We start from the raw sequence: 17,038 nt of genomic DNA on the forward strand, positions 1-17,038 counted from the left end.
CGAGCTGATCGGGGCATCGACGCGTTGTCGCGGATGCGGAAAGTACTTGAATGTTCGTCAAGTACATGCTTTGCTTGCAAGCAACAACATCGTCCGCAGACACCGTTCCCGATTAGGAGGCAACATGTCGACATCCGAAGACAACACCGGGCCCTCGCCATCGGCTGCGGCCGAGGCCCTCAGTTCAGCGGATGCGGCCGCCCGTCGCATCCGCTCGCGTCGCGGGTGGTACATCGCCGGCACGCTCGTGATGGCGGTGGCGCTGGCCGCATTCAGCATCGCCCTGGCTTCGTGGCCAGACCGCCTCGCCGACCTGATCATCCCGGGCCTCCTAGTTGTGGGCGCGATCCTCGCCCTCCTTGCGTGGAGCGGGCGCACCATCCCGACGGCGGCTGTCGCGGTGTCGAACCGCGTGGTGTTCATCAGCGCCGCACTCATGGTCGTGACTCTGTTGCTGAACCGCCTGCTTCCCGCGGGATTCTCTGGCTGGGTCGTGCTCACCGGGCTCCTGCCGGCGCTGCCCTTCCTGTACCTCGCGTGGCGGGTGGCCCGCGCATGACGCATCCGCGTCACCGCCTCGACGACCTGATCCACTCGCCGGTGCGCCTCTCGGTCATGTCGGCGCTGCGCCACGCGGATGCCGTCCACTTCGGGCTGCTGCGCGACACCGTGGAGGTTAGCGATTCCCTCCTGTCCAAACACCTCGCCGCGTTGGAGGCGGCCGGGTATGTGGAGGTGACGAAGGGGTATGCCGGACGTCGCCCCCGCACCTGGTACTCGCTCACGGAGGAGGGACGGGCAGCGTTCGACGCCTACATCGCGGCGCTGCGTGAGATCGTGGACGCGCCCGTGCTCCCGCTGGACTCTGGCGAATAGTCAGCGCTCGACCCGCGAGGCGCGCGACCCCGGCGGAGACCAGGTGCGCAGCGGCCGCCACGACCAGAGGCGCGGTCAGTCCGTCGTGCGAGAGCGGGCCCGCGGCCAGCGCGCCGAGTCCGGATGCGGTGATCTTCAGGCTGGCCCCGGTGGTGAAGATCTGCGTGCGCAGCCCGGCGGGCGCTTCGAGGTGGCGGATGTGCAGCAGAGCCGCGAGCTGCGGTCCGTCCCCCGCTCCGATGACCGCCGCCGCGAGCAGAGCTGCCACCGGGGACGGGATGAGGATCAGGAGGATGCCTGTGCCGACCGTCGCGGTGGCGCGCGTCAGCGCGGTGCCGGGGCGCTCGAGGCCCCGGCCGCGAGCCAGCACCGCGTTCGCGATGAGCGCGAATCCCGCAAGCACCGCGAGGATCGCACCGGCCGCCGCGGGTGTGCCGAACCGGGCGGTGCTGATCGCGGGGACCAGGACGAGGAACATCCCGAAGCCGAAGAAGGCGATGCACGACGACGCGGTGGCCCAGCGCAGGCGGGGTCGCTGCGTGATCGCGCCGAACCCACTCCGAAGGTCAGCCAGCGGACTGACGCGGATGCTTACGCCGCCACGACGCGGGGTGCGTGCCGGTGCCGGGCCGCGAGTCCAGGGTGCGCACGCACTGCCGACCAGAAGCAGGCCGACCGTGACGATCAGGGGGGCGGCCGGCCCGCCTGCAACGTAGGCCAGTCCTGCCAGGAGCGGACCTAGGAGTCCAGCGATGCTGTACGAGCTCGCGTCGAACAGCGCCAGCCTTCGTCGGCGCGTCGGGTCATCCGTGGTCAGCGATGCGGACCATCCGCCCGCCACGGCAGGAGCGAACAAACCGGCGAGCACCGCGATCACCATGGCCAGTGGGCCGCGCCCATGGAGCAGACAGAAGCCGATCGCCACCAGGCCGCCGGTGAATGCGATCAGCGACAGCGTCAGGGGCGCCGGCGAGTGGGCCCGGTCCATCCAGACGCCGAACACGGGACCGCCCACAGCGGCGGCGACGGAAAGCAAGCCGAACACGGTCGCACTGTCGCCCTGGGCCGAGCCGGCGTAAGCGAAGAGCAGGATCGCAGTGCCTGCCATGTCGTCGCCCACGCGCGACACGAGTGCCCCCACGGGAACCAGGATGGCGGAGTAACGGTATAGCATGTCTAATACGTTACTTAGGATGGTGGCTGTGCAGGGATTCAAGGCGGGAGCAGCGCATGCGGTGCGGCGTTGCGCGGCCGTGCTCAATGCGGTCGACGGCGGCCCGTCGGCGATCCGTGCCACGCTCGCCCAGTACGGAGAACGGACCGAGGAACTCTCGGAAGATCAGGTCGCGGCGCTGAGCCAGGCTGCGCAACGGCTGCGCGCCATCGCAGCGGAAGAATCGCTCGACCGGGTGTGCGACGCGCTGAACGACATCCTCGCGACATGCCGCCCTCCACGGCTCACCGCCCACGACGGCAGCCCGTGGCACCTGCACATCGATGCCGACGACGACGCCGACTGGGGTGAATGGTTCCTCGCCTCGTCGGCGATGGCGTTGGCCATCACCGTCTCCGACGCGCAGCAGCCGCCCCTGGGCGTCTGCCGCGCCCCGGGCTGCGCGAACGTGTATCCGGTTAGCAGTCCCGGCCGCCCTCGCAGGTACTGCTCGACGACGTGCTCCACACGAGCCCGCGTGCACGCGCATCGCACTCGCAGCTGATGCCTGTCCAGAGCGCAGATCATCGATGGCACAATGAGGTCGTGATCGCAGGCCTTCCCCCGGCCCTGACCGCCCGCCACCCCGTGCCGGAGGATCACCCGCGGGTGCTGGCAGTTCTGGACAAGTGGTGGGCGAACCTCAAGGGCGACGACGGAGCGCGGGAGCGCGCGCTGCTCCTCCCACGGCTCTACTTCCAGCACTTCACGACCACCAGTTTCGTGGTCGAGGACGGGAAGGGGGAACTCGCCGCCTTCCTCGTGGGATTCCTGTCGCAGACCGATCCGCATGCCGCGTACATCCACTTCGTCGGCGTCGACCCCGTCCGGCAGGGGCAGGGTGTGGGGCGTGCGCTCTACCGTGCATTCCTCGACGTGGCCACGGCGAACGGGCGACACGTCGTGCGCAGCGTGACCAGCCCCGAGAACACCGGGTCGCAGGCGTTCCATCAGCGTCTCGGATTCTCCGCGAGCGAGGTCATTCACGACTACGACGGCCCGGGCCTTGCGCGGGTGGCGTTCAGCGCGACGACGACCGCAGCCCGCGTGCGAGGAGCGCGGCAGTTGCGGGTGCTCGACGGCGCACTGGTGCTGGAGCAGCACGCCGACGCCGACGTTCCCGGCGGGGATTGGGTCGCGCTCGTCCGTGCACCAGATGGACTCACTGCCATTCTCCCGGCACCGGACTCCGGGTCGAAGGAGCGGTGGATCGCACTGTACGACGCAGACCCGGATCACGGCCTGGACGAGCCGGGACTGCTCGTCGCCGCGCTGGCTCCACTGGCGCGAGCGGGCGTACCCGTCTTCGTCGCCTCGACCTACCTCGCCGACCTGGTTCTCGTCCCCGAGGAGCGAGTGCAGACCGCTCTCGCGGCGCTGCAATCGTCGGGGTTCGGGATCTCGCCGTGAACCGACCGCATCGTCGGCCGTCCGCAGAGGATCAGAGCTGAAGCTTCTCCAGGCACTCTGCCCCGACGGGGGTGATCCGTAGCGACCGGTCCTCGGATCGGCGCGTCACCCAGCCTGCGGTCAGCATCGACTCGAGCAGCGCCGCACCCAGGCGACCCGCGACATGCGGTCGGCGGGCCGTCCAGTCCAGGCACCCGCGAACAAGCGGGCGCGACGAATCCGCGACAGCGAGGGGCAGGCCGATGCCCGCCGCGATGTCATCGACCGTGCCGCGTGCCGAGCCGAGGCCCTCATCGAGCAGTCCCTGCTCCACCAGCCGGTCGGCGACGGCGATGCCGAGGTCGCCTGCCAGGTGGTCGTAACAGGAGCGGGCGCGGCGCATCGCCGCGCGGCGATCACTCGCCGCCCACGACGACACCGGCGGTTCGCCGGTCAGACGCAGAATGGCCTCCACCGCCTCTGCCACCGCCGGGTCGGCGATGCGGACCAGGCGCGTGCGCCCCTGCTGCTCGACCGCAAGCAGTTCCGCCTCGAGCAGCCTGGCCACGTGTGCGGTCGTCGTCGACGGGGCGATCCCGAGGCGAGCAGCGAGAGCGCCGACGGGGAGCGGGACGCCGCCGAGCAGCTCCTGCAGGATCTGCAACCGGCGGGGTTCTGCGAGCGCCTGCGCCAGCTGCTCGAGCGACGGGGCGCTCATCGCAGCACAGTCCGCGCCCGCTCGATGTCGTCGACCACGAACACCTTGCGATTGTCGTGATCGCTGTACTGCGCCTCGACGTGGATGCCGGCAGCCTGCAGCGCCGACATCATGCGTCCCATCTCTCCCGGTACGTCCGCGCGCAGCGGCACCACGAGCGCGGGTGCCGTTGTCGCATTGATGCCTGCGGCCTCCAGTGCGGCGACCGCGACGGCGCCCTCGGCGACAAGATAGTGAGCCTGACCGGCCCAGACGCCCCCACCTTCGAGGCCCACGCCGGCCGCTCCCAGAACAGCGCCGATCCGGCTGACGTCGCCGGCGACATCGCTGACGGTGATGGCGAGATCGTTCACGACAGCACCTCCACGGTCGGCGCGATGGTCGCCTCCGCTGTCAGCGAGTTGGCGATGTAGCACCCGGCGTGCGCCTCATGGAGCAGCTTGACCACGCGCGTCGCTTCGGCACCGCGCACCGTGATCTTCGGTGCCAGCTCGACGCGCGTGATGCGCGCGGGCTGCTCGTCCATCGGCATGAACGCGGTTGCGGCGTCGTCGTAGCGAACCACGTCGACGCCGGCCTGGGCTGCGACCGCGAGGAACGAGAGCAGCAGACACGAGCTCGCCGCAGCGAGCAGCAGCTGCTCGGGGTTGGGCAGTGATGCGTCGCCGCGGAACGCTGGGTCGGCGCTGAGCGTCAAGATCTCGTCGGAGACCTGCATGTCGTGCGCTCGCCCATATGCGCGGTACCCCGCGCCTGTGCTGCCCTCCCACGAGAGAGCGGTGCTGTACTGGTGAACGGTCATGCAGCCAGGCTAAAGGCGGAACGTTTCGGTCGGGGACGAAACATGCGGCATGATGCGACAGCTGGTCACGTGGACCCGGCGCCGACCCCAGGGCTTCTGAAGGCTGATGAGTTCAGCGGATGCCGCGCAGTACTGCGTCGACCGCGCAGGCGGGAACGATCGATGTGCTCGTCAACTGCGCCGGCTACGGCGAATTCGGCAGCGTCGAGGAGACGACGCTCGCCGAGGCGCGACAGCAGCTGGAGGTCAACGTGCTGGGCGCCGTCGGGCTCATCCAAGCCGTGCTCCCCGGCATGCGCGAAGCGCGATCCGGGCGCATCGTGAACGTGTCATCCTTGGCTGGCGAGTTCGCGTCGCCGCTGGGTGGCTGGTATCACGCCTCGAAGTTCGCGCTCGAGGCGATCTCGGACTCGCTGCGCGGCGAGGTCGGGCAGTTCGGCATCGACGTGACGCTCGTCCAGCCCACTTACGTGGCTACGGACTGGCACGAGACGGCGGTGGGACACCTGGAGGCGTCGTCGGCCACAGGACCGTACTCGGGGATGGCCGCCGCCATGCGTGCATACTTCGCCAGTCCCGCGCTGGCGCGACAGATGGCGTCTGTGGATGCTGTGGCCGCTCAGATCGTCAAGGCGGCGCTGACGCGTAAGCCCAGGACGCGGTATCGCATCGGCCCCGGTGCGAACGTCGCCGTGGCCCTGGCCACGCTCCTTCCCGATCGCGCTTTCGACGCGCTGACCCGCAAGCAGTTCGGCTATGCTGCGGTGGAGCTTGCGCAGGCTCGATGAGCGACTCCCCTCGCGACCCTTCTGCGCTCGCGCATCCGGCTTCGATTCGGGTGGGTGCCGTGGTGTCGACGCGCGTCGCCAAGTTCCGAATGTGAAGGTGAGGATATGACTGACGAGACCGGCCGTGCAGTGATCGCAGACCTCTGCCGCATCCCCAATCCCGAAGCGATCGATCGCACGGCGTTCGTCGAGTTGGGCGGCGTGGAGCAGTTCGTCTCGATTCGCGGGCGGAACGCGGACAATCCGATCCTCATCGTCTGCCACGGAGGCCCTGCGCTCCCCTCCCTGCCCTCATCGTGGATCTGGCAGCGAGGCGTCGAAGACTATTTCACTGTCGTCAACTACGACCAGCGTGCGAGCGGAAAGTCGGCGCGCACAGCATCCGACGATCTCGACCTCACGATCGACCGCTACGTCGACGACCTCGTCGAGCTGATCGAGTGGCTGCAGAAAGAGCTCGGCGTGGCGAAGGTCGGCGTGCTCGGCCACAGCTGGGGGACGATCATCGGGGTGACGCTGGCGCACCGCCGCCCGGACCTGCTCTGGGCCTATGCCGCCGCGAGTCAGGTGATCTGCGGGCCGGAGAACGAGGTCGAGAGCTTTCAGTTCGCGCTGCGCAGCGCCTTGGCCGACGAGAACGAGGAGGCCATCGCGCAGCTGCGCGCGCTCGGCGACTACCCGGGTCCGAACCCGCTCACCATCGACCGGATCGTGACCTGCCGAAGGTGGGCGCAGTATTACGGCGGGCTGTCTGCGCACCGCTCCGACTTCGCGTACTTCACCGAATCGCAGGAACTCTCTCCCTATTACACGGCTGACGAGCTGCAGCTGATCGCCACGGGGCAGCAGGTGACCATGCCCCAGGTCGTTCCGCAGTTGCTCGGTTTCGACGGGCGCGAGATGACCTCGTTCGACGTGCCCATCGTGCAGTTCCTCGGCCGTCACGACTACACGACGCCCACAGCTCCGGTTGCGCGATGGATCGAGAGCGTGACTGCGCCGTCGAAGGATGTCGTGTGGTTCGAGAACTCCGCTCATCTGTGCATGTTCGAGGAGCAGGGCAAGTTCGTCGTGAGTCTTGCGGCCCTCCTGCTGCCGCACTCCGGGGCGTGAATCTGAGGGCGACCGCATGCTCTTGTGTGCAACGTAAAGAGCGTCGATGCAGCGACTAACCGTTCCCGACAAGAAGTGTCGGGAACGCGGTCGGATGACACTAGATGTCACCTGAAGTCGAGGAACAGTCGGGGGTGTGAGGTGAGGATGTCGTGACACTTTCCCTCCTCCTCCCGGCCGATGGCATTCCTACGTGCGGGAAAGGGGCTGGGAGGTGCGGCGGCGGGATTCGTCCGCCAGCACGATCTTGATGAACTTGCAGTTCGCCTCATCGAGGTCGTCGTGGAATCCACCCATGAGAGCCGCGTATGCGGCATGGACGTGTTCTTTGGTCGCTATCAGAAGGCGGTAGGTCGCGAGTGGGCTGATGTCTGCGCGCCGGCTCATTGACCAGCCGCTCGTCACTTTGCGCTGCATCGTCGAATACGACGAATCCCACCCAAAGAAGTAGACCCCGCCACCGTATCCGAGTCGAGTCTCTCCATCGGTGGCGGGGCCCGCGTCGACGTGACGATGGAGCACCTCTGCGATGCGAGTTCGACGCTGCTCCGTGGCTGGAACTCCGTATCCATGCGCGTATAGATCGCGGAGCGCCCGTATCGCTGCGAACAGCTCGGAATCTGTCCTGTACGGGGTCTTGAGTACCGTCCTGTAGAAGGTCGCCTCCCATTGGCGGGGCCATAGCCCGTTGCGCGGGAAGACCCAGCGTTCGGGCTCGATGAGGTATTGCGCTGGCATCCGTGCGAGCATCACCTCGGCAAGCGACGCCGCCCGCGAGATCGCCATGAGGCCCGAATGGGACGCCACGTCCCATGGCGCGATGCCCACCTGCTCCTCGGCAAGGCTGACGATGTCACCCATGTCGAAAGTCTCGGGGTCGACTCCCTCGGACAACTTTTCGCACGCCGCTTCAAAATCACGTTCGGAGGCCTGGACAACGTATCGGTGCATATTTTCTATCTGCGTGAGCTCTTCGTCAAAGTCGCGCAGCATCCCAGGCAGGTCTGAACGATCGGTCAGAAGACTTATGAATCGCATTGGACAATCTTGCGCTACACGGTACGGATGCGCGAGCGACCAGCATCGTTCCCTGCGGGCGCGACGGCAGTTGTTGACCAGGTCGTAATGTCAGATGCGCGCCCACACCCACAGCCACAGCGCTGCGGTCCCGGGCCTGGTGAGGCGCCGGTACATTCAGTCGTAGGCTTCTGGGCACCCAGATGTGGCGTGCTCGCGATCGCCGTACGAGTCTGGATCGGGTGCAGCAGGAGGATGTCCACGTTCAGGTGGCAACCGAGCCGCCGGGCAGGGTGATGTCGGACGGTCTAGATACTCTTGCTGCATGTCCTCTCCCGGCAAGGCGACGGTCACACGTTTGGGATACCGCGCGTACATTCAGTCGCCGCAGTGGCGTGCAACCCGCGAACGCTACTGGAACAGTAGGCTCCCCCAGGAATGCTGGGTCTGCGATTCCCCGCGAACGAAGGGCATGCATCTGCATCACCGCACGTACAAAAATCTCGGCAATGAGCGACTCATGGATCTGGTTCCAGTCTGTCCGTCGTGCCACGACCTCATCCACGCGATCTCCAACAACGAGTACAACGGAAAGAACCTCTGGAAGTCGACAACAGTCGCCCGGCGCCGCAACAATCCACGCTTCGGCACCAACGCCGTCAAGGCGCGTGCGCGGCGCGGAACGCCCCGATAACCCGGGGATGCCTGAACATCCTCAGGTGACTCCTGCGCAGAAGAATCTGGTCAGCGAGGCAACAGTTTGGCGTCAGCGCTAAGCCCGGGGGCGGATCCCGGCGCTGAGCTGGGATTGCTGGCGACTGCGGCGTTCATTGCGGTCGATGCAATGTCAAAGATGACTCTTCGGAGACCGGCTGGCGCCCTCGAGCGGTCCTTGCCGTGACACGCTCCAGACCGTCGGCTGCGGCCGCCGCCGTTCGCTTCGATGTGATGGCGGCGGGTGCTTACGACAAAGCGAGGCGGAAAGAGCCGGGAACCTCCGTGCCAGCCAGCCACTGCGAACGCATCAGCGCCTCCGAATCGGACATGGTGCAGACGTAGTCGGCCAGGGCGCGGTAGTGCTCCGGGCGGAGTACCTCGTCGTGCGGGAGCTTGTCAGGGTTCGTCGGAAGCTCGACCTGATTCAGAGCGAAGATGACGAGAAGTGTTGGCGGGAGCGAATGCTCCTTCGGGTCTGAGCAGATCCAATCAGCGAGGCCATCCATAAGGATCTCAATGGTGCGCGTCTGAGCGCGTTGCATGGAACCCATCCGCGGGCGAGAGACCAGGTAGTGGCGGGTGATTGACTTCAGCACCTGCATCTGATGCCATGCCTCCGAAGTCAGGAAGACCGACGGACCGTCCTTGTATGGCGGATGCGCGTCGAGCTCGATGGCCTTGAAGAAGTCGCTGACGAACACGCGGAGCAAGAGACGAAGGTTCATCCCGTAGTCCTGTGTGTCGGGGTCCTTCAACCGGTTGAGGAAGTTGTCGACGTCGTGCAGCGCGGCGGCATAGTCCCTGTCGTTGAAGTAAGGCTCGTAGCGGTCACGGTGCTTCGTGGTCGACTTCACAAAGACCGGCGGAGGGGCGAAGGCGTTGCCTTTCGCCGTGAACTTCGCACCGGAGAAGTCTTTGCTGATGCGCTGCTGGGGAGTGATTCCCGCGTGTCCGAGTGAAGCGTTGATGTCCTGCTTCACGAGCCCTACATCGATGAGGCCGGCGGCCAGGAAGTCTTCGAGGTCGTGAATCGCATAGGCGACGTCGTCGGCGAGATCCATGATTGATGCTTCGAGGGTCTGACGACCGGGATCTTCTTCGCCTTCCCGTAGGCCGAGCACACTCGCCCGAACCTGCGCGAGCCGCTCCGCATCATCTAGATAGGCGCCGAACTTCCGATTGTCCTCGTTGTCGTACGGATGCTTCTTCGCATATGGGTACTTCAAAATGGCGGCTAAGGTGACATCGGTGAGATTGAGGCCGAACTCCGTTGTTCCTTTGATGCGATCCAGCCGCGTCACCGTTCGGAACGTCTGAGCATTGCCTTCGAACCCGTCCGGCACTTTGTGGCCGGTCAGGTAATTGTCGAGTGCATCCTCGCCGGCGTGACCGAACGGCGGGTGACCGATGTCGTGCGCGAGACCAGCGGCCTCGCACGCCGCGATGTCGAGGCCGCCGTTCGTGATAACGACGTCGTTCCACTTCTCGTTGTGCGGGAGCGACCGCACGATGTGATCCGCGATCTCGCGCGCGATCATCGCCACCTTGTGCGTGTGCGAGGAACGACTGTGCATTTGCGCCGAGGCGAGTTCCGGAGACACAACTTGCGTGACCCCGGCGAGGCGCCGCAGATACTCCGAGTACCCGAGGCGTCCACGATCGCGTTCCGCCGGAGTACGGTAGTCCATCTCCCCGTGCGGTGACTCTTCGCCCCGATTGTGTCGTTGCTGCTCGCGCGCAGGAACGACCACTGAACCATCAGCGAGCGGTTGCAGGGGCGAGGCGGGACGGACTGCGGTCACCGGCTCAGCGTACTAGTTCAAGAACTCCAGAACGAAGGTCAGCGGTGATTCGGCAGTCGGCGACAGCGGAGTTCACGATGTAGGGAACCTCTGAGAGAGGCAGCCCTGTACGGTTCGCGACAGACGGGACGGCGTCGCTGAGGGGCATCTTTCCGCCATTGTCTCTGACGACCTCAACGAGCTCCTGAATGAGGTTCCGGAGCTGCTGTGCGCGTGATTCTACGGTCGGTGATGCGATGGTCATCAGAATCCCTCCAGACGTGGCGTCGACTATCAGTCTAACGTTTGTGAGCCCCGAACCATACCCTAAGGTGCCCCCCAATGTCAGCCTTCGGGGCGGCGCGGCGCGGCGCGGCGAGGCGAGGCACGACTCGCAGTGTACCGTGAGCGGAGACTGGGTCGAAGGGAGGGCGAACGATGGTCAGCGCGACAGAGCCGATTTCGGTCCACGTGGTTCCTGACGATGCGCACCACCCTACGAGGCCTCCGACGTCGAAGCACTACTCGCGGGCGTACGCAGCGCTTGTGCGCAGGTACATGGGCGAGCCCGTCGACATCAGCTTTCGTGAGCTGGTCGGCCCCCTTCCTGCCAGCGAGTACACGCATGGGTTGTACCCCTACCCCGCGAGGCTGCTGCGGCACATTCCCCGCTTCCTGCTGTCCACGGAGGCCGTCGTTGCCGACGTCGACGCAGTGTTTGACCCGTTCGTTGGTTCCGGAACGGTGCTGCTGGAAGCGCAACTTCGTGGATTCACCTCTATTGGTGTCGAACAGAACCCCGTCGCAGCGCTGGTAAGCCGAGTGAAGGTGGCTCAAGGTGCATATGAGCATGCGGCAGATGTTCTGGAGGGGGCATTGGTCGCTGCCAAACGCAGCCGACGTCCTGTCGACCCGTCGCCTCTGCTTCGTCGCTGGTACTCGGAGGGAGCTATGTCAGCTCTCGGGCGGTTGGCTGCTGTCGCGGCAGAAAGAGACGAGCAGGACCGGGATCTCGTGCAGCTTTGTCTCGCGCTCACAGCAAGGCGCATGGCTACTACGGACCCTCGTATCCCTGTGCCCGTGAAGAGTGCCCGTAACGCGACAGCGTCCTCCACTGACGTCTGGAGCCAGTGGTCCCAGGAGAGCGCGTCTATCGTCGCGAAGCTGGGAACTCTGCCGCCCCGGAGACCTGTTGCCGACGTCCGTGCCGGAGACGCCCGGGACCTGACATTGTGGCCGAGCGCTGAGCAGGCATCTAGAACGCTACTCCTCACGAGCCCTCCGTACGGGGCGGCTCAGAAGTATGTGCGTAGCACCAGCTTGGAGGCGGCATGGTTGGGCCACGCCCCGAAAGGGAGGACGGTCCACCTCGAGCACAACAGCATCGGACGAGAGCATCTCTCGCCCCAGGACCTGGAGTTGAGCGTGTCGAGTGTGTCGAGCTCGCGGCTCAGACAGGCATTGACAAGCATCGCGGAGAGAGATGCGCGGAGAGGCGCCATCTACGTGGCTTACTTTGCGGACATGCAACGGATCTTCATGAACGCGCGGAGCGTGGGTATGAGGAGGATCGCGCTCGTGTCCGGTGACAACCACGTCGCAGGGGGTGCGCTGAGGACAAGTCAGCATCTCGCGGACATCGTTCAGTCCTTGGGATATCGACGTGTTGTGTCCCTGCGTGACCCCATTCGTGGACGGTCGCTTCTGACGTCCCGGAAAAACGGGGCCCCGGCTCCCGCCGAGTACATCGAGATCTTTGAGATGACCCCGCATGATTGAGCTCGGTGGGAAGGACGAGGACGAAGCGTCGATCCGGAAGCGGATCAAATTGCTGTCCGACAGCATCTGGGAGGGGAACGGTGGACAGGAGGATGTGAACCGCTGGCTTGAGAACTTCACGGGGAAGACAGACGGTATTCCCGAAGAGGTTGAGCGTCTGCACGCGGTACACCTGCTCTCACACTTCACGTACTTCGGTCTTCGAGAGTTGCGGGAGCTTCTGAAAGCCCTCTACCGGGACTTGTTCCGCTACGAGGTGATCCAGGAACTCCGGGACAAGGCAGGCGGAAGCGCTGATCCCTCTCTACTGCAAGGCGCCTTCGACGATGCCCTTTCCCGGACGCGATTTCTCGGAGTTGGGAATCCCGCCGAGAGCGGCACCCACCTTCTCTACTATTTCCGACAAGAGAACCGCCTCCGGAAAGAACTCTTCCCGAACCCTTACGAGTTGCTCACCACGTCGCGTGAGGATGGAGGATTCCGCATTGCTGACCCTGATGTACAGCGGCTCGTCTTCATCGACGACGTTGTTGGTACTGGGAGGCAAGCGGCGGAACACAACGTGGCCTTCATCAACCACCTCCGTGATGCTGCCCAACTCAGTGCGCAGGTTATTGAGGTCTGGTACCTCACCCTATTCGCGGATCCCAGAGGGATGGCAAAAGTCCGACAGCTCGGCTTTGACCATGCCGCCGCAGTCCACGAACTCAACGCGTCCCAGGTTGCGTTCAGCGAAGAATCGCACGCATACGCTGCGCCGCCTGAGGGAATCAGCCGCGAAGTCGCTGAAGCCGTCGCAAGACGTTACGGGGGCGATCTCGCCCCCGGCAACTCGATGGGCTACGGCGACGGGGGGCTGATGCTGGGCCTACATCACAACGTCCCTGATCACACCTTGCCGATCTTCTGGGTGCAGGAGGCGTTCGTTCCATGGACCCCGATGTTTCGCCGTTACCCGAAGGAGCCGAACAGCTAGTGCGGAGCCCATTCGACGTCACGAAGGCCGTGGACCTGAACGACCCCCAGATCGAGCGGACCTACGTCACCTTCGGTGGCCGGGACCGATCCATTGTCGACCCTGCCAGCGCGATGCCTCAATTCTTGACGGGGCTTAAGGGCGGCGGGCGCACACACCTCCTGCGTCACTACTCGTACCCGTTGCAGAAGACGCGGCACGAACGTCCTCTAAGTCAGGTGCAGGCCGACGGATACATCGGGATCTACTTCCGGTGCGGGGGACTCAACGGGAGTCGCTTCCGGGGGAAGGGGCAGTCTGAGGAGCGGTGGGCGACGACGTTCGCGTACTACATGGATATCTGGATCACAGAGTTGCTCATTGCGACTATCGCCGACGTGAACGAGTCCGAGCACTGGCACGACGAGGACGTGTCGAAGGTATACATCGCTGTCGCCCAAGCACTGCAGACTCCCGTATCCGGCATCGGTGAGGTCGCCAGGCCGTTGACCGCGATCTTGGAGTACCTCACGCAGCTTCGGCGCGAGATCGATTGGGCCGTAAACAACGCCGCGCACACGGGGCGTCTCGATGTACAGGTGAGATCGAATCCTGGAGAACTCATCTTTTCGGCCGCGAAGTCGGTTTCCACGCTACCCGGGTTCGAGAACGTGACCATCACGTTCCTCGCCGATGAGTACGAGAACCTAACCGAGGACCAGCAGGTCTACTTCAATACCCTCATCCGAGAGAAGGAGGCACCCTCAACGTTCCTCGTGGGCGGTCGGAGCTGGGGAATACGGACGCACAGGACGCTCAGCGCCGGAGAGGTTAACAAGAAGGGAAGCGAGTACGAGCTCTACCCGATTGACTCCGCATACGCCAGCGACCCGAGTGAGTACCAGAATTTCTGTCGAGAGCTCATCATGAGGAGACTCACGGCGTTCGATCTCGACGAACAGGAATCCGCGAGCTGGATCTCCAGGCTGTCGTTTGAAGCCGATGACCGCTTTCACACCAAGCGGCTTCATCAGCTACTGATTCGCTACGCCGCACTTGAGCGGCCGTACCTGGTTAGTCTGCGCAATGCCGTTAGGAGGGCGAAGGACTCTGGTGTGGCGTCCGATGTCGTTAACGCCCTGAGTATTCCCGACTATCCCCTCATTGAGAAGCTTGCTCTCTTGCGTTTCTACCAGCTCTGGGCCGGGGGGCAGGAACCGTCAGCCGAAACCGCGTCGGCAGCGCGCAAGTTCGTAACGCCGTTGCTTGACGGATCTGAGGACCGCGAACTGACCAACTTCTTCAAGCAGCGCAAGAGCGACGCCATCGCCCAGATCTACTCCGAAGCAGGCAGGCAGACAGCGTACGCCGGCTTCACAGAGCTCGTCAGTCTGTCCGGCTTCCTTCCTCGCAACCTTCTCATGACCCTGAAGTACGTCTCTCACTGGGCGCAGTTCCATGGAGAGAATGTGTTTCGCGGCTCGGGACCGATATCCGAGCGTGCGCTCAGCGAGGGCGTTCTTGAAGCCTCCAGTTGGTACCTGTCGGATGCGAAGCCGCTCGGCTCGGAGGGCGAAGAGTGCGAGATCGCCATCCGGCGGCTCGGACAGTACCTGCGCTCAATCCGATACGCGAACAAGCCGAGCGAGATAGACGTCGCAACGTTCTCCACGAGTATGACCAAGGTTTCACCGGGCGCCCTCGCCGTTCTCGAGCGTTGTGTGAGCCACGGGCTGCTTATCGAGGTGCGCGGCGGGCGATCGGCCAGAAATCATGGCGCGCGGCATCGGAAGTTTCAACTCCATCCGATGCTCACACCTATGTGGGGGCTGAGGCCGGGACGCCGCGGTGACGCGACCCTGGATAGGGCGACTTTCGAAGCGATCTTCAACCCGAAGGTCGAGGATCTTGCCTTCCAGCAGGTACGGGAGGCCCTCGAAGTCTCGTTGAATGCTCCCTTCCGGATCATTACGGACACCAAGGACCTGCTGTTCTGATGGACATCGAATACGCAGCTTTCAAGCGAAACCGTCTTGATCACGAAGAGGTCCGCACCCGTCACTACGACCTGTACCTCGCGGCTTTGAACGACTCTGCGCGAGTCCACGCCTTGGCGGATGCGGTGCAGGCATCGAGAAAGGTGTGGCTGGTTCACGACGAGTACGGTTACGTCGCTGATGAACTTCCTGACGGGGAGATCGTTCACGCCTCCCGCAGTTCAAGCCCGGCAGAGTCGTGGGCGCAGGTGCTCCACGAACTGAAAGCGTCTGGTTCGCTCCAGGACAAGTCCATCGCCATTGACATCACCGGCATGATGCGTCTCCACATCGTCATGTTGCCTTTCGCGTTGAAGACGGCGGGGGTCTCGAAGGTCACGGTCTTCTACTCGGACCCTGATTCGTACAAGCTGGGTGAACGGACCACCTTCACGCGAGGCCCGGTGGAAAGGGTGGGTCTGGTCCCCGGCATGGAGGGCGCTCATTCGAACCAGCCGAGCCCTCGCGACGCGCTGATCGTAGGAGCGGGATACGACCATAGCCTTGTCACGGCCGTGCTCGAAGACAAGCCGAATGCCGAGCATGTGATTCTGCTCGGTCTCCCCGGGCTTCAGCCGCACATGTATCAGGAGAGCATGCTCATGCTGGCCAATTCCAGCAACTCCATCCGCTCCTATCGGCCGGGCTCACACATCTTTGCGCCGGCGAACGATCCGTTCGCCACCGCCCACGAGCTCTCCTCCAAAGTGGACTCACTGGGCGAACTCGACCACCTATACCTCAGTGCCGTCGGAGCGAAACCCCACGTGCTGGGCTTCGCTTGGTACTACTGGTGTGAGGGAATTGCGCGCAATGCGAGCTTCCTCGTCCCCTTCGCGGAAAGGTACGATCGCGAGACCACGAAAGGCGTCGCGGCCGTCCATGAGTACATCCTTGAACTCGACTTCGTCCGAGAAGCAGTGCCGCCAGCCCCGGCAGTACTCGGAAGATAGCCACTTCTTTGGGTGGCGTGGTCGACGTTCGTTGCACTCTATGTTCGACACATGGGTATTAGGAACGCTGACCTGAAGAACGTTCATTTCGCTGATCTGGTGGACGCGCTCCGGGACGCCGACGACATGGGGGTGTTGCTCCGGGGGCACTTGTGGGTCGAGGCCGTCCTTGAGTACGCAGCGCGATCCAAACTGGAACGCCCCGACGCAATTGACTGGGCGAACGCGCGGTTCGAACACAAACTCGCGTTGGCCGAGGCGACCGGCGCCGCCGACGTCTCGCTCGCTCGCGCATTGAAGAGCTTCAACCGGCTGCGAAACAAGAGTGCGCACGAACTACTTTTCAGCATCGAGGTGGACCAGGTGAAGACGATGGTGGGCCTCACCGATGACTCCACGCGCACGGCGATCTACAGGATTGCGGATGAACAACTCAAGGTCGCGCGCCAGCTGGAGCAGTACAAGGCGGATGGCGTCGAGGTGGAGATCGACCCGGAGGCGCTGCCGTACCTCAGAGTGCTGACTCCGACCCGATCTCTGCTCTTCGCGTTCGTCGTATGCGCCGTACGGAGTTTGGCGATAGCGGGCGCCCTTGACGTTGCCTTCGAAGCAGGGGCGAGGGACCCGAATTCCATCGTAAAGAAGATCGACGAGGAGATGGATCGGCTTACGGGCGGACTGTTCCGGTTCCCGTCTGGCCGTTGAAGTGACGCAGGGACCTCTTGTTCGAGACTCGTCTGGCCCTGACGGCGATGTCCTGTTCCCGTGGAGTGATGAAGAATCAAGGTGGCTTTTCGGCTGGGGAGCGGATCCGAACCTGTTCGAGTCGTCGACATCGGGGAGCCGCAACTGGCGCACCGGTGTCCTAGGGTCCGACGTTCTGGGCCGCGCCCATCTCGTG

Annotated in this window: 19 protein-coding genes; 12 read left to right on the forward strand and 7 right to left on the reverse strand. The window is 64.3% G+C overall.

Going from position 1 to position 17,038, the window contains the following annotated elements; translation table 11 throughout:
- Nucleotides 1-124 precede the first annotated feature (124 nt).
- Together DY023_RS11350 and DY023_RS11355 are read left to right on the forward strand one after the other, a co-directional pair.
- A complete protein-coding gene (locus DY023_RS11350) occupies nucleotides 125-559 on the forward strand; it encodes a hypothetical protein (RefSeq protein ID WP_116242443.1) in 435 nt (144 codons plus the stop codon).
- Nucleotides 556-876: a winged helix-turn-helix domain-containing protein gene (locus DY023_RS11355; RefSeq protein WP_116242444.1), complete on the forward strand. Its 321-nt coding sequence runs from the start codon at nucleotides 556-558 to the stop codon at nucleotides 874-876. Before DY023_RS11350 ends, DY023_RS11355 begins: the two co-directional genes overlap by 4 nt.
- Here the strand turns inward: DY023_RS11355 and DY023_RS11360 are convergent.
- Nucleotides 782-2,050, reverse strand: coding sequence for an MFS transporter (locus DY023_RS11360; protein ID WP_116242445.1), 1,269 nt, complete (start codon nucleotides 2,048-2,050; stop codon nucleotides 782-784). The genes DY023_RS11355 and DY023_RS11360 overlap by 95 nt on opposite strands.
- A gap of 19 nt (nucleotides 2,051-2,069) precedes the next feature.
- On the opposite strand from DY023_RS11360, the gene DY023_RS11365 reads away from it, so the two are divergent.
- Nucleotides 2,070-2,594, forward strand: a complete 525-nt coding sequence (locus DY023_RS11365) for a CGNR zinc finger domain-containing protein (RefSeq protein ID WP_181905823.1) — start codon at nucleotides 2,070-2,072, stop codon at nucleotides 2,592-2,594.
- A gap of 41 nt (nucleotides 2,595-2,635) precedes the next feature.
- Nucleotides 2,636-3,499 carry a GNAT family N-acetyltransferase gene (locus DY023_RS18050; protein ID WP_220347296.1) on the forward strand — a complete coding sequence of 288 codons (864 nt, stop codon included), beginning with the start codon at nucleotides 2,636-2,638 and terminating at the stop codon, nucleotides 3,497-3,499.
- 31 nt (nucleotides 3,500-3,530) lie between these two features.
- Here DY023_RS18050 and DY023_RS11375 read toward each other — a convergent pair whose 3' ends face one another.
- From DY023_RS11375 to DY023_RS11380, 3 genes are read right to left on the reverse strand one after another with little or no spacing between them, the layout of a single operon-like run.
- Complete coding sequence (locus DY023_RS11375) at nucleotides 3,531-4,196, reverse strand: ArsR/SmtB family transcription factor (protein ID WP_116242447.1); 666 nt, start codon at nucleotides 4,194-4,196, stop codon at nucleotides 3,531-3,533.
- A complete protein-coding gene (locus tag DY023_RS18055; RefSeq protein WP_181905825.1) occupies nucleotides 4,193-4,549 on the reverse strand; it encodes an amino acid-binding ACT domain-containing protein in 357 nt (118 codons plus the stop codon). The genes DY023_RS11375 and DY023_RS18055 overlap by 4 nt, the downstream gene beginning before the upstream one ends.
- Nucleotides 4,546-4,998: an OsmC family protein gene (locus DY023_RS11380; RefSeq protein ID WP_116242448.1), complete on the reverse strand. Its 453-nt coding sequence runs from the start codon at nucleotides 4,996-4,998 to the stop codon at nucleotides 4,546-4,548. Before DY023_RS11380 ends, DY023_RS18055 begins: the two co-directional genes overlap by 4 nt.
- Nucleotides 4,999-5,117: 119 nt before the next feature.
- Between DY023_RS11380 and DY023_RS11385 the strand changes: the two genes are divergently transcribed.
- Both DY023_RS11385 and DY023_RS11390 read left to right on the forward strand, forming a co-directional pair.
- The gene (locus DY023_RS11385; protein WP_116242449.1) at nucleotides 5,118-5,786 is read left to right on the forward strand and encodes an SDR family NAD(P)-dependent oxidoreductase; all 669 of its coding nucleotides are present in this window, start codon (nucleotides 5,118-5,120) and stop codon (nucleotides 5,784-5,786) included.
- 105 nt (nucleotides 5,787-5,891) lie between these two features.
- On the forward strand, nucleotides 5,892-6,899 hold the full coding sequence (locus DY023_RS11390) for an alpha/beta fold hydrolase (protein WP_116242450.1): 1,008 nt from the start codon (nucleotides 5,892-5,894) through the stop codon (nucleotides 6,897-6,899).
- Nucleotides 6,900-7,088: 189 nt separating this feature from the next.
- Here DY023_RS11390 and DY023_RS11395 read toward each other — a convergent pair whose 3' ends face one another.
- Complete coding sequence (locus tag DY023_RS11395) at nucleotides 7,089-7,937, reverse strand: hypothetical protein (RefSeq protein ID WP_147303294.1); 849 nt, start codon at nucleotides 7,935-7,937, stop codon at nucleotides 7,089-7,091.
- A 304-nt stretch (nucleotides 7,938-8,241) separates the two neighbouring features.
- Between DY023_RS11395 and DY023_RS17820 the strand changes: the two genes are divergently transcribed.
- Nucleotides 8,242-8,610, forward strand: coding sequence for an HNH endonuclease signature motif containing protein (locus tag DY023_RS17820; RefSeq protein WP_147303295.1), 369 nt, complete (start codon nucleotides 8,242-8,244; stop codon nucleotides 8,608-8,610).
- 268 nt (nucleotides 8,611-8,878) lie between these two features.
- On the opposite strand, the gene DY023_RS11400 is transcribed toward DY023_RS17820, so the two are convergent.
- Together DY023_RS11400 and DY023_RS18060 are read right to left on the reverse strand one after the other, a co-directional pair.
- On the reverse strand, nucleotides 8,879-10,435 hold the full coding sequence (locus tag DY023_RS11400; RefSeq protein WP_147303296.1) for a deoxyguanosinetriphosphate triphosphohydrolase family protein: 1,557 nt from the start codon (nucleotides 10,433-10,435) through the stop codon (nucleotides 8,879-8,881).
- Between the two features lie 4 nt (nucleotides 10,436-10,439).
- Nucleotides 10,440-10,679: a hypothetical protein gene (locus DY023_RS18060; RefSeq protein WP_181905826.1), complete on the reverse strand. Its 240-nt coding sequence runs from the start codon at nucleotides 10,677-10,679 to the stop codon at nucleotides 10,440-10,442.
- Nucleotides 10,680-10,852: 173 nt separating this feature from the next.
- Here DY023_RS18060 and DY023_RS11405 point away from each other — a divergent pair, with 173 nt between their 5' ends.
- The 5 genes from DY023_RS11405 to DY023_RS11425 are packed head-to-tail and all read left to right on the forward strand — an operon-like array spanning nucleotide 10,853 to nucleotide 16,842.
- Nucleotides 10,853-12,193 (forward strand): TRM11 family methyltransferase, encoded by a 1,341-nt coding sequence (locus tag DY023_RS11405; protein ID WP_116242453.1) that lies wholly within the window; start codon nucleotides 10,853-10,855, stop codon nucleotides 12,191-12,193.
- Nucleotides 12,186-13,169, forward strand: a complete 984-nt coding sequence (locus DY023_RS11410) for a phosphoribosyltransferase-like protein (protein WP_116242454.1) — start codon at nucleotides 12,186-12,188, stop codon at nucleotides 13,167-13,169. The genes DY023_RS11405 and DY023_RS11410 overlap by 8 nt, the downstream gene beginning before the upstream one ends.
- Nucleotides 13,124-15,145, forward strand: a complete 2,022-nt coding sequence (locus DY023_RS11415; protein ID WP_147303297.1) for an ORC-CDC6 family AAA ATPase — start codon at nucleotides 13,124-13,126, stop codon at nucleotides 15,143-15,145. Before DY023_RS11410 ends, DY023_RS11415 begins: the two co-directional genes overlap by 46 nt.
- A complete protein-coding gene (locus DY023_RS11420) occupies nucleotides 15,145-16,137 on the forward strand; it encodes a hypothetical protein (protein ID WP_116242456.1) in 993 nt (330 codons plus the stop codon). Before DY023_RS11415 ends, DY023_RS11420 begins: the two co-directional genes overlap by 1 nt.
- A gap of 51 nt (nucleotides 16,138-16,188) precedes the next feature.
- Entirely contained in the window at nucleotides 16,189-16,842 is a 654-nt protein-coding gene (locus tag DY023_RS11425; RefSeq protein ID WP_147303298.1) for a hypothetical protein, read from the forward strand.
- Nucleotides 16,843-17,038 lie beyond the last annotated feature (196 nt).

Source organism: Microbacterium bovistercoris, from assembly GCF_003387575.1.
Classification (GTDB): Bacteria; Actinomycetota; Actinomycetes; order Actinomycetales; family Microbacteriaceae; genus Microbacterium; species Microbacterium bovistercoris.

Coding starts and splice junctions, on each gene's coding strand:
- DY023_RS11350 (WP_116242443.1), top strand. CDS start 125: ATGTCGACATCCGAAGACAACACCGGGCCCTCGCCATCGGCTGCGGCC.
- DY023_RS11380 (WP_116242448.1), bottom strand. CDS start 4,998: ATGACCGTTCACCAGTACAGCACCGCTCTCTCGTGGGAGGGCAGCACA.
- DY023_RS11365 (WP_181905823.1), top strand. CDS start 2,070: ATGGTGGCTGTGCAGGGATTCAAGGCGGGAGCAGCGCATGCGGTGCGG.
- DY023_RS17820 (WP_147303295.1), top strand. CDS start 8,242: ATGTCCTCTCCCGGCAAGGCGACGGTCACACGTTTGGGATACCGCGCG.
- DY023_RS18060 (WP_181905826.1), bottom strand. CDS start 10,679: ATGACCATCGCATCACCGACCGTAGAATCACGCGCACAGCAGCTCCGG.
- DY023_RS11385 (WP_116242449.1), top strand. CDS start 5,118: ATGCCGCGCAGTACTGCGTCGACCGCGCAGGCGGGAACGATCGATGTG.
- DY023_RS11355 (WP_116242444.1), top strand. CDS start 556: ATGACGCATCCGCGTCACCGCCTCGACGACCTGATCCACTCGCCGGTG.
- DY023_RS11405 (WP_116242453.1), top strand. CDS start 10,853: ATGGTCAGCGCGACAGAGCCGATTTCGGTCCACGTGGTTCCTGACGAT.
- DY023_RS11390 (WP_116242450.1), top strand. CDS start 5,892: ATGACTGACGAGACCGGCCGTGCAGTGATCGCAGACCTCTGCCGCATC.
- DY023_RS11375 (WP_116242447.1), bottom strand. CDS start 4,196: ATGAGCGCCCCGTCGCTCGAGCAGCTGGCGCAGGCGCTCGCAGAACCC.
- DY023_RS11395 (WP_147303294.1), bottom strand. CDS start 7,937: ATGCGATTCATAAGTCTTCTGACCGATCGTTCAGACCTGCCTGGGATG.
- DY023_RS11420 (WP_116242456.1), top strand. CDS start 15,145: ATGGACATCGAATACGCAGCTTTCAAGCGAAACCGTCTTGATCACGAA.
- DY023_RS11360 (WP_116242445.1), bottom strand. CDS start 2,050: ATGCTATACCGTTACTCCGCCATCCTGGTTCCCGTGGGGGCACTCGTG.
- DY023_RS11415 (WP_147303297.1), top strand. CDS start 13,124: ATGGACCCCGATGTTTCGCCGTTACCCGAAGGAGCCGAACAGCTAGTG.
- DY023_RS11425 (WP_147303298.1), top strand. CDS start 16,189: ATGGGTATTAGGAACGCTGACCTGAAGAACGTTCATTTCGCTGATCTG.
- DY023_RS11410 (WP_116242454.1), top strand. CDS start 12,186: ATGATTGAGCTCGGTGGGAAGGACGAGGACGAAGCGTCGATCCGGAAG.